Origin of the sequence: Brevibacillus borstelensis, assembly GCF_037834415.1 — a bacterium.
Lineage (GTDB): Bacteria > Bacillota > Bacilli > Brevibacillales > Brevibacillaceae > Brevibacillus > Brevibacillus borstelensis_A.
In genome coordinates this window covers 63,213-77,841 of the sequence record NZ_JAUMSJ010000003.1, presented here as the reverse complement: position 1 = coordinate 77,841, position 14,629 = coordinate 63,213, and the positions used below count along the sequence as shown (strand labels likewise).

Annotated in this window: 15 protein-coding genes; 12 read left to right on the top strand and 3 right to left on the bottom strand. The window is 52.9% G+C overall.

Annotation, left to right across the window (positions count from 1 at the left end; genetic code table 11):
- The first annotated feature begins 3 nt into the window (after nt 1–3).
- Together Q3F21_RS03920 and Q3F21_RS03915 are read left to right on the top strand one after the other, a co-directional pair.
- Entirely contained in the window at nt 4–924 is a 921-nt protein-coding gene (locus tag Q3F21_RS03920; protein ID WP_340250167.1) for an AAA family ATPase, read from the top strand.
- Nucleotides 875–2,245, top strand: a complete 1,371-nt coding sequence (locus Q3F21_RS03915) for a DUF58 domain-containing protein (RefSeq protein WP_340250166.1) — start codon at nt 875–877, stop codon at nt 2,243–2,245. Before Q3F21_RS03920 ends, Q3F21_RS03915 begins: the two co-directional genes overlap by 50 nt.
- Here Q3F21_RS03915 and Q3F21_RS03910 read toward each other — a convergent pair.
- Nucleotides 2,212–3,201 (bottom strand): stage II sporulation protein M, encoded by a 990-nt coding sequence (locus Q3F21_RS03910; RefSeq protein ID WP_340250165.1) that lies wholly within the window; start codon nt 3,199–3,201, stop codon nt 2,212–2,214. The genes Q3F21_RS03915 and Q3F21_RS03910 overlap by 34 nt on opposite strands.
- Before the next feature lie 61 nt (nt 3,202–3,262).
- Between Q3F21_RS03910 and Q3F21_RS03905 the strand changes: the two genes are divergently transcribed.
- The 8 genes from Q3F21_RS03905 to Q3F21_RS03870 all read left to right on the top strand — a co-directional run bounded on the left by Q3F21_RS03905 (nt 3,263) and on the right by Q3F21_RS03870 (nt 11,980).
- Entirely contained in the window at nt 3,263–4,087 is an 825-nt protein-coding gene (locus Q3F21_RS03905; protein ID WP_340250164.1) for an RDD family protein, read from the top strand.
- A gap of 103 nt (nt 4,088–4,190) precedes the next feature.
- On the top strand, nt 4,191–4,703 hold the full coding sequence (locus Q3F21_RS03900; protein WP_340250163.1) for a hypothetical protein: 513 nt from the start codon (nt 4,191–4,193) through the stop codon (nt 4,701–4,703).
- The gene (locus Q3F21_RS03895) at nt 4,693–5,760 is read left to right on the top strand and encodes a phosphodiester glycosidase family protein (RefSeq protein WP_425341208.1); all 1,068 of its coding nucleotides are present in this window, start codon (nt 4,693–4,695) and stop codon (nt 5,758–5,760) included. The genes Q3F21_RS03900 and Q3F21_RS03895 overlap by 11 nt, the downstream gene beginning before the upstream one ends.
- Nucleotides 5,761–5,948: 188 nt before the next feature.
- Nucleotides 5,949–8,000 (top strand): gamma-glutamyltransferase, encoded by a 2,052-nt coding sequence (gene ggt / locus Q3F21_RS03890; protein ID WP_340250161.1) that lies wholly within the window; start codon nt 5,949–5,951, stop codon nt 7,998–8,000.
- A 158-nt stretch (nt 8,001–8,158) separates the two neighbouring features.
- On the top strand, nt 8,159–9,034 hold the full coding sequence (locus tag Q3F21_RS03885) for an NAD-dependent epimerase/dehydratase family protein (protein ID WP_340250160.1): 876 nt from the start codon (nt 8,159–8,161) through the stop codon (nt 9,032–9,034).
- 122 nt (nt 9,035–9,156) lie between these two features.
- Nucleotides 9,157–10,197, top strand: a complete 1,041-nt coding sequence (locus Q3F21_RS03880; protein WP_340250159.1) for a M15 family metallopeptidase — start codon at nt 9,157–9,159, stop codon at nt 10,195–10,197.
- Nucleotides 10,198–10,400: 203 nt separating this feature from the next.
- A complete protein-coding gene (locus Q3F21_RS03875) occupies nt 10,401–10,952 on the top strand; it encodes a sigma-70 family RNA polymerase sigma factor (RefSeq protein WP_340250158.1) in 552 nt (183 codons plus the stop codon).
- Nucleotides 10,931–11,980, top strand: coding sequence for a hypothetical protein (locus tag Q3F21_RS03870; RefSeq protein ID WP_340250157.1), 1,050 nt, complete (start codon nt 10,931–10,933; stop codon nt 11,978–11,980). The genes Q3F21_RS03875 and Q3F21_RS03870 overlap by 22 nt, the downstream gene beginning before the upstream one ends.
- 115 nt (nt 11,981–12,095) lie before the next feature.
- Here the strand turns inward: Q3F21_RS03870 and Q3F21_RS03865 are convergent, their stop codons facing one another.
- The gene (locus tag Q3F21_RS03865; RefSeq protein ID WP_340250156.1) at nt 12,096–12,434 is read right to left on the bottom strand and encodes a hypothetical protein; all 339 of its coding nucleotides are present in this window, start codon (nt 12,432–12,434) and stop codon (nt 12,096–12,098) included.
- Between the two features lie 82 nt (nt 12,435–12,516).
- Nucleotides 12,517–13,077, bottom strand: a complete 561-nt coding sequence (gene lepB / locus Q3F21_RS03860) for a signal peptidase I (RefSeq protein WP_340250155.1) — start codon at nt 13,075–13,077, stop codon at nt 12,517–12,519.
- A 405-nt stretch (nt 13,078–13,482) separates the two neighbouring features.
- On the opposite strand from lepB, the gene Q3F21_RS03855 reads away from it, so the two are divergent.
- Nucleotides 13,483–13,911, top strand: a complete 429-nt coding sequence (locus tag Q3F21_RS03855; RefSeq protein ID WP_340250433.1) for a MarR family winged helix-turn-helix transcriptional regulator — start codon at nt 13,483–13,485, stop codon at nt 13,909–13,911.
- Between the two features lie 93 nt (nt 13,912–14,004).
- Nucleotides 14,005–14,547 (top strand): hypothetical protein, encoded by a 543-nt coding sequence (locus Q3F21_RS03850; RefSeq protein ID WP_340250154.1) that lies wholly within the window; start codon nt 14,005–14,007, stop codon nt 14,545–14,547.
- The last annotated feature ends 82 nt before the right edge of the window (nt 14,548–14,629 follow it).

Below are 14,629 nucleotides of genomic sequence, written 5' to 3'. Positions count from 1 at the left end.
AACGTGCAGCAATTGCTACAGGAAATGGAGAAACACGTATTCGGTCAGCGGCAAAACATTCGGCTGCTGATCACTGCCATGCTGGCTGGAGGCCACGTCCTGCTGGAGGGCGTGCCAGGCATCGGGAAAACCAAAATGGTCCGGACGCTTTCCCGGCTGATTGGCGGCGAATACAGAAGGATTCAATTTACCCCCGACCTGATGCCGAGCGACATTGTCGGCAACGTCGTTTTCAATATGCAGCAAAACTCGTTTGAAACGCTGAAAGGGCCGATTTTTTCGAATTTGCTGCTGGCTGACGAGATTAACCGCACGCCGCCAAAGACCCAGGCAGCCCTGCTGGAAGCGATGGAGGAGCGTCAGGTGACGATCCACGGAGTCACGTATCCGCTCCCCAATCCGTTTTTTGTCATGGCTACCCAAAACCCGGTTGAATACGAGGGGACGTACGTATTGCCGGAAGCGCAGCTGGACCGGTTTCTGTTTAAGCTGCAGGTTGATTACCCGTCACAGGAGCAGGAGCTGGAGATTTTGAAGCAGCATGTGCCGTTCTTCGCCGAAAAGAAGGAGAGCGAATCGGTTGTATGCGGGATTGAGGAAATCGTCCAAGAGCGGAAAAAGCTGGAAGAGGTCGTGGTGGAAGAGCAGATTCTCGCCTATATCACGACGATCATCCGCAAGACGCGGGAGACAAAAAGACTGCTGCTGGGAGCCAGTTCCCGGGCGGGCATCGCGGTTCTCATGGCCAGCAAGGCATGGGCTTTGCTCGATAACCGGATGTATGTCACTCCGGACGATGTCAAGGCAGTGGCTCGTCCAGCTCTGCGCCACCGTCTGATCGTGGCACCACAAGTGGAATTGGAGGGGGGAAACAGTGACCACATCATCGACGAAACGCTCGCGGCCATTCCGGTCCCTCGTTAACAGGCTGCTGGACAACGGCATTTTGCCTACAAAGAGAATAATTCTCCTGCTCGGATGCGGTGCCGCGGTCGCAGCGGCCGGTTCGCTGGCGGGACTTGGCTACGCGCTTTTCTGGATGTACAATGCCCTGCTGCTTTTGGCGAGCATCCTGGACTGGTACACGATGCCGCGAGCCAAACATATTGTCGCGGTTCGCAAGCTGCCCGAGCAGACCGACATCGGGCAAGAGCTGACGGTGTCGATCGCGCTTGAGAACCACAGCGGTCAACCGGTTCGCTACAGGCTGAAGGACGATCTGCCGATCTCTTTTGACCGCCCGGAAGCGGTAGAAGGCATCCTGGACCAGACCTATGACGCCATCTCCTATACGACAAGAGGAAACGAGCGGGGATTGTACACGCTTTCCTATCTGTATTTGCGCTATCAGGGGAAGCTGCGGCTGTGGGAAAAGCAGGTGAAAATCGCTTGCGAACAAACCATCAAAGTTTACCCGGACCTCTCTGCGGTCCGGGGCTACCTGCAGTCGCTCCAGGACAGCCTGATCGTCGACGGGAAGAAAATTCTCCTGCGGACGAAAAGCGGTACGGAATTTCATGCGATTCGCGAATACGTGCAGGATGATGATCCGCGTTATATCAACTGGTCGGCTTCAGCACGGAGCAGACGGCTGATGACAAACCAATACCGTCCCGAGCAAGGCAAAGTGTTGACGATTCTTTTGGATTGCGGGCGGATGATGGGAGTCGAGCTGGCGGGAAAAACGAAGCTGGACTTGACGATAGAGGCGGCGCTCACCGTGGCTGCTGTAGCGTTGAAGCAGGGTGATCAAGTTGCGCTGCTCGCCTTTTCCCACGAGATCAAAACGTATGTGCCGCCAGGCCGCGGGCTTGCCCACCTGCATACGCTGGTGGAAGCGGTTTACGATCTGAAGAGCGATTTTGTCGAATCCAATCCCTTGCAGGCTCTGGAATATCTGCATCGGCAGCAGAAGAGGCGGAGCCTGATGATCCTTTTTTCCGACATGGAGAATTACTTGTTGGAGGATCAATTGGGAGCTTATTTATGGAGACTGCGGCGGAGCCATCTGCTGCTGTTGCTCTCGCTGGCTGATCCGCTTTTGCATGAGTGGAGCAGGGAGGAGACCAAAGACAGCCGACTGGCCTACATCAAGGCGCTGGCGCAGCGCTTTTGGCTGGACCGCAAAGCGTTTCAACAAAAAATGATCGGCGCGGGCATCCAGGTGCTGGACATTCCGGCCGATCAGTTGACGCTCACTGTCGTGAACTCCTATTTGGACATCAAGTCGAGAGAAGCGTTGTGAGCGCTACGGCGATGGCGGCCTAGTCCGTACAGGTACCAGCCGGCCAAGGCCAGGAGCGTAAGCACGGCAACGCTGTACTTCGCTTCCAGAGAGAGGGATGACGGGGTAATATACCCTTCGATGATCCCGGCGATGACAAACAGCGGCATCGTGCCCAGCAGCAACTGAGCCGATTCCTTTGCTGCCTGCAAGAATTGGAATTTTCGGTGGTACACGCCCGGTACGAGGAGCCGATATCCCATGTGGAGTCCGGCTCCTCCGGCAATAAAGATCGCTGTCAATTCAATGACGCCATGAGGAAGGATATAAGCCCAAAAGGCATAGCTGCTGTCAGCTTGGCTGTAGGCGGCTGCCAACGCGCCGACCAAGAGGCCGTTGAAGAGCAGCAGGTAAACCGGAAATATCCCGAGGGTAATGCCGCTGATAAAGGCGAGGAATGCCACTTTGATGTTGTTCAGCATGATCGCAGTCGACATCAGCGGACTGTCGATGGCATCGTGGCCTTCTCCCAGTCTGCTGGGATCGATTTGGGCGGCCATTCCATCGGGCAGCACGTAATACAGATTCAGAGGATCGACCATGACTGCCGCAAAGCCGGAGATACCCCCGATTGCGAACAGCAGTCCGGCCAAAGCGATAAACCAGATCCGCTTGTGCACGAGCGAAAACAGATGGACCCAGAAAAAACGGGACAGCTGGCCGAGACTGCTTGACTGCTGCTGATACGCTGTGTTGTGGGCCCGCGCCACCAGCTGGTTCAAATAGCGGGTCACCTCATCGTTTGGATAGTAGGTCCGGATGTAAGCCAGATGGGCGGAAGCTTTTTTGTACAGAAGCGTCAGGCGGTCTATTTCCGCCGCTCCGATGGAACGGGGGCGCTTTTGAAAATGTTCCAGCAAGCGGTCGAGCTCAGCCCAGGTTGCTTTGTGCGCCTGCCAAAATGATGTCAGATTCACGGTTGGGCCTCCTTTCAAATTCATAAAGAGTGTAAGAGTACAGGAAGGGTGAAGCGCCAGCATGAATGATCAACACATACCGAACCCGGCGGGACGGGAAGTAGCCATCGTCACACCGGAGCACGTCCAGCTAAGGTTTCAGACAGCCGGTCTGGGTAGCAGGGCGGCTGCTCATCTGATCGATACAGGGCTGCTTCTCTTGGTTAATCTTACTGTATTTATTCTGTTTGGCATAGTTGTTTTTGGAAATGATGATGGTAATTTCCTGGAGTCGGAGAGTTATGCAATTGCCATTATGATGATCGCCCTGTTCCTGTTCAATTTTGGCTACTTCTTTATCTGGGAGTACTTTCGGGCCGGGCAGACTCCAGGAAAAAAGTGGATGCGCATCCGCGTGATCCAGGAGAATGGCCAATCGCTGACGTTTTTATCAGCGGTGATCCGCAATTTGTTTCGAATTATCGACAGTCTGCCGACCGGTTATTTGCTGGGCAGCCTCGTTTCGTTTTTTCATCCGCGAGACAAGCGGATTGGCGATCTGGTAGCGGGGACGATCGTCGTGGTAGAGGAAGGCGTAGCGCGTACGCGTTTTCGCGGGCGGTGGGGCAGACAGGTGGAGAAATGGAAGGCAGAAGCCCCGCCAATACAGCTTGATGAACGGCAAAAAAAGGCCATTACCCGTGAGGACTGGAACCTGCTGGCCACCTTCGTTGACAGACTTCCCGCCTTGTCCGAGGGGAAACGGATCGAGCTGGCCATGCAGATTGTCCGCCGCATCTGCACGCGGATCGAGTGGGCGGAGCAGCAGGCGGCGGAAGCTCATCCGATCGGTTTTGTCTTGCGGCTTCACGAGCAGCTGAAGCATGAATGGATGATCGGCAGGTAGAGATCAGGACGATGGTCCTGATCTTTTACGCGAAGAGGTGTCGAAAAATGTTTTATGGTATAATAAAACCTCATTCTTTGTCACATGAAAGGAGGGGGAGCTGATGAGCGACAAGTTTTTGTCCGCATCATCGTCACCATCCACCACGTTGCACGTCCCCGACCAAAGCAAACAGGGAAGACGCAAGCGCAACGGTCTGTTTAAAAGCTTGTTTTACACGATCTCACCCCGGTCGGAAGAGAAACGGTCTGTTGTCCCGATCGTCCTGGCCGTTGTGCTGTGGGGAGGGCTGGCTTACGCCGGGTACGCTTTTGCCGTACATACATTGGACAAGCAGCAGCTGTTGGTCAACCAGCGAATCGAGCAGATACAGGCCCAGAACAATCAACAGATGAAGGGGATGGAGGAGCAGATCGCACTGGTTCAGGATGAGATGAAACAGGTCCAAAGCGGTCTTTCCAACATCGAGGAAGAGCTGCAGCTGACAGGAGAGACGCTCGGCGGAAGCAATAAGACGAAGCAAGCCCTGCAGGATCGGATTGATCAGCTGAACAAGCAGCTGGTCGATTTGAAAGCATCGTTGAAAAAATTGGAGGATGCGGCTCGTGCTTGGTAAGATTCATCGTTTCTTCGCCTTCCTGCTTGCTCCGGCTGTCGGTTTTTTGCTGGCGTTCTCCCAGGCCAATCCGGTGGACAAGCTGCCTTATGAAGGGTTGGCGCTCACGGCGGAGGCTTCGCATGAGAAGGCGACCACGCTGCAGGAGCAGTTGAACGAGACGAAAGATCTGCTTCGCAATACGGAAGTTTTGATCGAGGACATCCGTAAGAAAGCCACAAAGGAAAAAGAAGAGTACGAGAAGCAGAATCAATCGATCAACAATCTTCTGGAAGCCAGCAAATCGCAAACGCAAAAGTCGGCGGACGTCTTGGACAAGCTCCTGGCCAACATGCTCGGCAACCCGATTGGGCAAACCTTTGGCAAAAATGCAACGGTCAAGGTTTACTCCCTGGAGGAAGCAGGCTATCGCGGGTACATGGCCAAAGTTCGTTTAAACAATCCAAATGCCCTCAAGATGGTGCTCGCGGGCGATTCGGTTAAAAGTCACGGAGAGACGACGAGTCGTGCAGCCCAGCGGACTGGCGCCGTGCTGGCGATCAACGCAGGCGGCTTTATGAGTAAGGACGGGTATTTGACGCCGATCGGCACCACTGTCGTTGACGGCAAGATTCGCACGTTTTCCAATAATACGGATTTGAGCTTCGTCGGCTTCAATAAAAATGGACGCCTGGTGGGAGGGAAAATTGCCTCTCAGAATGAAATTACCAAAAAAGGCATTTTGCAAGGAGCGAGCTTCCTGCCGACCCTGCTCCAAAACGGCAAGCGGATGACGATACCGAAGCAATGGGCAAATGCCCGCCAGCCGCGGACACTGATTGGTCACTTTGACAATGGCGATCTGCTGCTTATCGTCATCGACGGCCGACGCAAAGGATGGAGCAACGGCGTTACTTTGGAAGAGGCTCAACGGAAGCTGCAGGAGTTTCACGTCGTTGACGCCTATAATCTGGACGGCGGCGGCTCCAGTGCCTTTTACTACAACGGCAAGCTGTTGAACCGTCCATCCGGGGGCAAACAGCGGCCGGTATCAAGCAATTTGGTGATCTTGCCATGACAGCTTTGAAATAACAGGCGGAATCCCTTTCTCGCGAGCAGGAAAAGAACATCTTTTTCTGCAGACGAGGAAGGGATTTTTTGCGTCTCGGACGTCCTCTCCAGGCAGATAAGACTTTCTCCACGTTGACTGGTCGGAATATTCAAAATTATAATGAAGCTAGGCAATACATAGACAGGAAGGAGAGGATGAGGAAGGTGAAAGCGACTACGAAGGCAAAGGTACAGGCGATAGTTTCCTCCGCGGCTGCTTTTTTGCTGCTGGCTGCTCCCGTGCAGGCTAAGGTTCCGGGCATTCCCGAAGGAACGACGGGAGCGACGAAAGGAATCGTGGCCGTGTCCCATCCGGCCGCCGCACAGGTGGGCAAGGACATCTTGCAGCAAGGCGGTAATGCGGTCGATGCGGCCGCCGGCATCCAACTGGCGCTAAATGTCGTCGAGCCGCAGATGTCCGGCATTGGCGGCGGCGGCTTCATGATGATTTACCTGAAAAATGAACAGAAGATCACAGTCATCGACAGCCGGGAAATGGCACCGCAAGCTGTTGACCCCAAGCTGTTTCTGGGCAAAGACGGGAAGCCCGTTCCGTTTGAAGAGCGTCATACGAACGGAAAGGCGGTCGGGGTTCCGGGTACCCTGCTTGGGCTGGATATGGCTTTGAAAAAATACGGGACGATGAAGCTGGGACAAGTCATTGATCCTGCCATTCAGTTGGCCGAAAAAGGAGTATCGGTAAACTGGATTACGGCGCAGCATATCGAGGCTTCCAGAGAGAAGCTGCAAAAGCACGATACGGCAGGCAGGGTGTTTGCGCCGGGCGGCAAAGCGTTGAAGGCAGGAGAGCTTCTGATCCAGCCTGAGCTGGCGAAAACGTTTAAGCAGATTCAGGAAAAAGGAACGGACGCGTTTTACAAGGGAGAGATCGGCGAGGCGCTGGTCAAGGAAGTCCAGCGCACAGGCGGAGCCATGACGATGCAGGATTTGAAAAACTACACAGTAAAAGAGAGACAGCCGGTGAAAGGCACTTTCCGCGGGTATGAAGTGGTTTCCATGTCGCCACCGAGCTCCGGCGGTTTGACCCTGGTCCAGATTTTGAAGCTGATGGAAGGCTTCGACAACAAGAAGGACGGCCCGCTCTCTGACGCTTACTTGCATCGCTTGATCGAAGCGAATCATTTGGCCTATGCGGACCGGGCGGCCTATATGGCGGATGAAGACTTTTATCCCGTGCCGAAAAAGGGACTGATCGATGATGACTATATCAAAGAGCGGAGGAAGCTGATCAAGCCGGACAAGGCAAATAGCGAGGTGAAAGCGGGAGATCCATGGCCTTACGAAGGGAAAAAAGCGGTAAAGGCCATGTCCCAGGTCGAGGTTTCTCCGGTAAAACAGACGACGCACTTTGCCGTGATGGATAAGTGGGGCAACCTGGTTTCGTACACGACGACGATTGAGGACGTGTTCGGCAGCGGCATCATGGTCCCGGGCTACGGCTTCATGCTGAACAATGAACTGACTGACTTTGATGCCGTTCCGGGAGGGGTAAATCAGGTAGAGCCGGGGAAACGGCCGCGTTCCAGCATGACTCCGACAATCGTGCTGAAGGACGGCAAGCCGTTTATGGCAGTAGGATCGCCAGGCGGCTCGACGATCATTGCATCCGTTTCCCAGACGATTTTAAATGTGCTGGAGCACGATATGCCGATTCAGGAAGCGATCCTCTCTCCGCGTGTATTCTCCAGCAGCTATCCGACAGTCAGTTGGGAGGCGGGGATCGATCAGGATGTGATCCTCCAATTGATGGCGATGGGACACGTGTTTCAGGCCCAGCCCGAAAACATTGGGAACGTCCAGGCGATCATCTACGACCTGGAGAGCGGAAGGATGTACGGCGGAGCCGACAATACGCGGGAGGGAACCGTTCTCGGCGTAGATGCGGTTGCGTATACGTCCGCTGAGCCGCCTTCCCCGAAAGAAGCGCCAAAAGGAGCCTTCCAGGTAAAGGTAAACGGAAACCTGTACCCGTTTACGGCGGAGCAGCTGACTTGGTACAAAGGAGAGCCGTATGTCCAGGCAGACAAATTGCTTCTGGGCTTGCACGCAGAGCCAGATGCCTTCCAGAGCGAGCAAGCCGCAATCGACGGCCGTATGTACCTGCCCGTCAAAAAAGTGGCGGAGGGATTGGGCTATACGGCTGAGTGGGATGCCAAGGAGAAAGTCATTTCCTTGCAAAAGCGGTGAGGGAAGGCTGAAATCCGGCAGGATAAAGAAAGAGAATAATGAAAGACAAAGACGGGAGCTCGGGGCGGGCTCCCTTTTCTCATGAAAAAGAAAGGGGATGAGAGACGATAAGGAGAAGTAGTTTACCGACTACCTATAAAAGAAACAGGAGCGCCGAGATGAAAAAAGTACTGGTATTGGGTGGAACGCGGTTCTTTGGCAAAAAGCTGGTAAAAGGTCTCATAGAAGCCGAATATGACGTCACGATCGCTACCAGAGGGAGGCAGGCCGACCCGTTTGGAAACGAGATTGCCCGCTTGCAGGTAGACCGGAACGATCTGGATTCCTTGAAACGGGTCGCGTGCTCGGACTGGGACCTGGTCTTTGACAGTCTCTGCTACTCGGAAGCAAATGCAAGCCACATTGCACAAGTATTGGAAGGAAGGGTGGGAAGGTTCATCGTCACCTCATCCAGGGCCGTATACGACCACTCTCCGACGATTAGGAAGGAGACTGATTTCGATCCGTATACGTACCCGATCGCAGCCGGTACGAGAGAGGATGTCTCCTATGAGGAGGGCAAACGGCAAGCGGAGGCCGTCCTGTTTCAAAAAGCCCGCTTTCCGGCAATTGCCGTCAGATTTCCGATCGTTTTAGGCGTGGAGGACTACACCAGACGGCTGCATTTTTATGTGGACCATGTGAGGGACCAGAAAGACGTGTACATTGGCAATCCGGATGCGAGGCAGTCGTTTATCGACGCGGACGAAGCGGCGCGGTTTTTGCAATGGGCAGGCGAGTCCGCGCAGGCTTGCGGTCCGTACAATGCCTGCTCGGACGAGGCATGGACGCTTCCCGAGCTGATCGGCAAAGTCGAAGAGGCGGTCGGCAAATCGGCAAGGGTATTGACTGGAGGTGTGGCCGAACAGCTGTCGCCATTTGCGATTCCCGATTCGTATGTTCTGGATACGGAAAAGGCGCGAAACGAAGGCTATGCGTTTGGGGCGCTCTCTGATTGGCTTGTGCCCCTGATTCAGCGGTTGGCAGCGAAATAAAAAAAGGTGGGGGAAAATTCGCCCGTTACGTTCCATTCTTTTCATACGTCATCATACATGGTAAGGTAGTAAAGACACTGAAGACTGTATTTGTCTTGATGGAAACCAGGAGGCAAAATCGAATGAAAAAGCAACCAACAGTCACTCTCGCTGTCGCAGCCGCACTTTCTGGCGCGCTTTTGGGAGGATGTGAAGCTCCGGACATCAGTACGTGGATTTCCGGTTCAGGCGGACAATCGACTACGGCTCCAGAAGGACAAGCGGCAGGAGAGGAGACGACTGCTCCAGAGGCGCCAGCCATCGACTGGAATGCCATTCCGGACACATTTGTCCTCGCTCCGGGAAGCGAGCAGGCACTGCCTCACGGAGAAGGGGTCACATACAACACCTCTGCACCGGACGTTGCCACTGTATCGCCGGATGGCAAGCTGGCCATTTCCGAGCACGCGGCAATCGGCTCCAAGGCGGAGGTGACCGTAGAATATCAGGGAAAAAGCAAGACTACCCAGATTACGGTAAAATCATCGCTGGCTGAAACCATAATGATGGTAGACAATGTTCCGACTGTGACCAATCCTACGGATCTTGCCGTTGTCGTGAACAAGGAGCGCTCCCTGCCCGCGGATTATATCCCGCCAGGATTGACGGAACCGGATGTGCCCTTTCCGTTTTCCGGCAAGGCAGAGAAGAAGCTTCTTCGCGAGCCGGCCGCACGGGCGCTGGAAGCGCTGTTTGCCGCCGCGCAGCAAGACGGAATCCAGCTGTACGGCGTGTCTGGATATCGTTCCTACCGGACGCAAAAATCGCTTTTTGACGGCTATGTAAAGACGCAGGGAGCAGAGCACGCCTCCCGTTACAGCGCCAATCCGGGCAAGAGCGAACACCAGACCGGACTTACCATGGACGTATCGGGAGCGGATTCCAGAACGAGGCTGGAAGAGCCTTTTGCCGATACGCCGGAAGGAAAGTGGATCGCGGCTCATTGTGCGGAGTACGGCTTTATCATCCGCTATCCAAAGGGCAAGGAAGACATCACGGGTTATGCGTATGAACCGTGGCACTTGCGCTATGTAGGTACAAGCATGGCCAAAGAAATCATGGAGAAGGGCATCACGCTGGAGGAATATTTCCAGGATGCAGTTGCTGTGCAATCCCAATCGTAAGGGAAGAAAGCAAAAAAGCTTTACACAGACCAATCCGCCAGATAGCCGCTATCTGGCGGTGTTTTTTTATTGGTGTGGGCAAACGGCGAGCTCGACCCCGGGTGTAAAAAATCCGGAAAAAAGCAATCGGGACTGTAAGGTTTTCCCCTATGCCGTATCTAAAAGAGTGAAGAGAGGAGGGAAGCAGGCTGGAGCAGAAATCGTTGCACGCCCATGTGAATGTCTTGGCCCGAAAAGACACGCATGCTTTTGAAGAGCTGATGGAGGGGCAATTGGCCAAGGTGTACCGCCTTTGCTGCTGGCTTGTCAAGGACAAAACAGCAGCCGAGGATATTACCCAGGAGGTCTTTATCCAGGCTTACAAGCATCTGGACTCCTTTCGCGGGGAAAGCCAGATCGAGACCTGGCTCTACCGGATCGCGGTGAATGAATCGAAGCGCTATCTCCGCTCCTGGTCGTTCCGCAAGCTGAGATATTTTTCTCAGCTGAAAAGTTTTGAACATACCGATGTCGAGTCGGAAGTGATGAGCAAGGCGGAAGCGAATCGATTGGAACGGCATGTTTACGAGCTGCCGTTTCGCTATCGGCAGCTGATCGTTTTGTACTACTACCAGGAGCTGTCGGCCGAGACAATCGCCGAGATTCTCGGCATGAAGACCGGTGCGGTCTACACTGGCCTGCACCGGGCGCGGGAACAACTGAAAAAACGACTGATCGCAGAGGAGGGCGGGGAATGGACATTGATCAAAGGATGACGGAGCTGGGAAAAGCAAAGAGAGAAGCGGCTATGCCTGACAGAATTCAGCTTGCGAGGCTGAAGAATGCGATCCGGAAAAAGACGCCAAAGCAAGGCGTGCGAACAGGGGTTATTCCTGTTTCCCTCGTTTTGTGCGCGCTTGTTGTTATGATTGGAGTCCTAGCCGGGTTTCCGGCGGAACAAGGGGAACTGCTCTCCTTTCAAAAGGAGCCCCCTCAGACAGCCGGAACGCCAAAGAATCCCGTTGCCGCTCAGAAGCAAGCTAGCCCGTCACAAGCAATGATGCCCAATGAATCAGGGCTTGTTGTCGAGGAGAAATTCGCATTTGCAGCAGAGCTTATTGAGCTGGTCCAGGAGTACACCGAGCTTGAAGTGAAAAAAATAACAGATTCCCCGTTTTCAAAGGTTTTTAAAGACACGAGTCAGGCTGTTTTGCTGGAAACCAACCGAGGGAAGGTTGATCTAGTGTTTTTCCCGAATCCGGGTCAAGCCGAGAAGGTAGAGATTGACGAGGACTTTGCCGTGCGTGGAAATATTACGTTTACGTTTACCGGAGCCGAATTGAGAGACGGCGTGGCACCGCTTAGAGCGAAGGGGCCGACTTATCAATTTACGCATGACAATTTGCTCGTGCTTTCCAGCAATAGCGAGTTCGTCTCGGATTTTCGAAATATGTTTACCTCCTATGAAAACTACCGGGAAGTATTAAGGAACTTTGGACTCAACATCAATGAGTACAAATATCTCAAATGGCCGGAGGGCAAACAGAAGATAGCAGGTCTGCCAGAAAAGGCAGCGGAAGAACTAAGCCCAGTGTGGTGGATAAGAGACGAGGTGAAGCTGCGGGCAGGAGATCTATTCCCCGGATTGTTTATAAAAAGAGGGAGCGTTGAGGTAGTAAGTGCCTACAAGACAGTAGAAGGAATAGATCATCTTTTCCGTTTAAAATGGGATGAACAAAACGCAGTATGGACAATAAGCGAACATCAAAGCAAGTCCGGGAAGGCGTTGTATAAAGGAAAGTAGTCAGCAAGGGATAAAAAGAACAGGCGGCTAGCCAACGCAGAAAAACGACGCGGAAGCATATCCCGCGTCGTTTTTCCATGAACAGCAATCGCGAGCAAATTCTCCAATGCCCGGTCTACTGCCTTCCCGTAAAGGCGGTCAGAGACGGCTGTGAAATGGCTGGCTGTTGCTGCTGATATGTGCTTTGAAGCAGCTCGCGTTCCATTTGGTCGCAATAGGAGATGATCTGCTGCATCTGCCTGATAGACGTGTCATGGCCGTGCAGGGCTTGCTGAATGATTTGGACCGCTTGCTGTTCACGAGCGGCAAGCTGCTGCAGAGTCGCAGCGTTTTGCTGCTCCTGCTGCATCAGCTGCCGGTACGTATTGCTGGCTTGCATCGTTTGCTGAATCATTTGTTGCACGATTTGCTTGCACTGAGCGATTTGCTGTTGAGCATGTTGCATAGTGTGCATCTTTCGTACCCTCCTGATGATCGTTATGCCGTACCATCATAGGATGAGCGAAAGGATAAGGATTCATAACTATTTTGCGCAATTACTTGGGCAGCCGGATGCTTCCCAGCGGCCAGTAGACCAGCTCGGCCCGTCCAACGACATGGTCCAGGCTGACAGGCCCGATCGCACGGCTGTCCATGCTGTTGTTGCGGTTGTCACCCATGACGAAGATATGTCCCTCTGGCACCGTGATCGGTCCAAAGTCTTCGGTCAGCGTGACCCCTTCGGCGGCAGCCTTTAATTTGTTGGCTGTCAGGAACGGCTCGTCAACAGGTTGTCCATTCACGTACAATTGGTCGTTTTTCGCTTCCACCGTATCGCCGGCCAATGCGACAACCCGCTTGATCCAGTTTTCCCCGGAGGCATCTGGGTGGATGATGACAATATCGCCAATTTGAGGGTTCTTCAAGTAGAAGACAGCCTTGTTTACGATCACGCGCTCACGGTCGTGCAGCGTACTTTCCATGGAGCGTCCTTGAACCACATAAGGCGCCATGACAAATACATAGATAAAAGCGGTGAGTCCGCCAATCAAGACAAACGATTTCACCCAGTCAAGCAATTCAGTTTTCCACTTGGCAACGCGTTGAATTTGTTCCATAAGCAATCTCCCATATACAAGTTTCTCCGTCGGATATCTCTGTAGGCAGTGGGTCAAATGTTTTGGGGAAAAAACCGACAGATGTTCTTATTATACATGCTTTCAGAGCGAAGAAGAAGCCGGATTCATGGAAATCGGTGGAAAATGGGACTGGTCGCGTGTTCACAAATTCGTCACCATTAAACATCTTGCCATGTTTTTCATTCTGAGGTAATATGACATTGCAAATTAATTTTATGGTAAAAATATTAAACTGTAAACGTATTGTCCACTCCCATCAACCTATTTTCAGGCAGATGCATGATACGCAGCAAATAGCGAAATACTTGCACGATGGAACCGAACCCTTTATAGTTTTATAGTAAAAGTATTTACTTTCTGAAAATGGGTGATGATGTGAGCGAAATGTCTCGCGCTGTTCAAATCGAGGAATTGGATCAGGCCTTTATAGACATGGCCCGTTACTTTATCAGCCACTGGCTGCTGGATGAAGAAGAAGTGATCAGCCCTAAACAATTCATTTTGCTTCGTGTCCTCTATGACAAGGAGCGCAGTACCGTCTCTGATCTCGCAACCGTGTTGAAGCAATCCAACAGTGCAACGACGATTGCTTTGAACCGTCTGGTGAAAGCCGGATACGTCAACAGAATTCGCGACGAACAGGACAGGAGGGTTGTTTGGGTGACCGTGTCCGATAAAGCGATCCCCTTGATTGAACGATTGCTGTGCAAGCGCAGGAACCTGATGACGGGCTTGTTGAAGAGCTTGAGCGACGAAGAGCTTGAGCAGTTCGCAACCTTTTTGCGAAAAATGAAGCAAAGCCTCGAAGAATAAGGACTCCGTGTTTGCCTGGCAGGGTACCGGTATCGCATGGCAGCGAAGAATATTTCATGGACAGCGTAAGAAAACGACAGGAGTGTATGAACCATGAAAAAGATGACAACTCTTATGCTCGGAAGCATGGTACTGGGTGCAGCTCTGTTTACAAACGCTGCATTTGCAAAAGAAGCAGCGACTCAACCTGCAAAACCTGTGTTCGGTAACGGTCAAGGCGCTTGGGTGAACATGCCGCAGGAAGATCAAACGGTCACGATCACCAATAAAATTGACACCAACGCGCCAGCAAAAGGCTGGGTAAATACAGCGCTGGAAGATCAAACGATCGTAATCAACGACCGGGGTGCGAATACGGCACCGGTTTACGGCTGGCTCAACTTGCCTTTGGAAGATCAGTGGTTCAGCTCGAAACAAGGTCAGACACAAAATGTTCAGCCGAAAGGTTGGCTTCAAATGCCGAAGGAAGATGAAACCATCGTCATCTCCCCTGCTGTCAGCCAGGAAGGCGCACGCACCGGTTGGGTAGCGGCTCCGACAGAGGACAATACGATCGTCATTTCCGGCAAGGGTGCCGATACAGGGACTCGTTCCGGCTGGGTATGGTCCGCTCCTGAATCTGATAGCGATAAATAACAAGCAGGCGATAAGCGAATGAAGACAAAGCAGTCTCTTTCCACGGAGGCTGCTTTTTCATTTGACTTTCTGATATTCCTAT